The sequence below is a fragment of the Streptomyces sp. NRRL WC-3549 genome (assembly GCF_000721935.1).
GTDB lineage: Bacteria > Actinomycetota > Actinomycetes > Streptomycetales > Streptomycetaceae > Streptomyces.
Map to the genome: position 1 here is coordinate 40,599 of NZ_KL585443.1, position 531 is coordinate 41,129.

Below are 531 nucleotides of genomic sequence, written 5' to 3' on the forward strand. Positions count from 1 at the left end.
CGATGGAGCAGCGCACGTTGCCCGTGTAGAACGGGTCACCGCCGACGGTCCCGGCGGCGAAGGTCCGCGGGGCCTGGTCGGTCTGCCGTACGGTCACCGGGCCCGTGTGACGCGCCTTGGCCAGGAAGGTGCGGACATCGTTGTCATCACGCTGGGAGGCGACCACGTCGATGACGACACTGTTCGCCCGGGGGTCGACGTGCCAACTGCTCACACCGCTCGGGGCCGCGAGGGCGTCGATCCCGGCCTTGGCCGCGTCGAGCTGCCGGGCCGTGTGGCTGACCAGCCTGGTCTGCGCACCGGTCGCCCGGACCGAGCGGGCGCTCGCGTCGTCCGTGACGGCGACCGTCAGCTTGCCGCTGCCGGCGTCGAACCAGGCGCCGCCGAACGACGCGCCGGCCGCCTTCCGGGCCGTGCCCTGGAGCTCGGCCGCCGCCTTCTCGGCGGTGAGCCGGGCTTCGGCCTGGCTCTTCGTCAGTCCGAGGTCCTTCTGCATCGCCGCGAGCAGGCCCGCCGAGGCGGGGGCTTCGG

General features: G+C 73.8%; 1 protein-coding gene. It reads right to left on the reverse strand.

Annotation, left to right across the window (positions count from 1 at the left end):
* Window positions 1-531, reverse strand: a 531-nt coding sequence (locus tag IH13_RS0134040; RefSeq protein WP_031090667.1) for an alpha-lytic protease prodomain-containing protein, incomplete at both ends; no start/stop codon positions are given.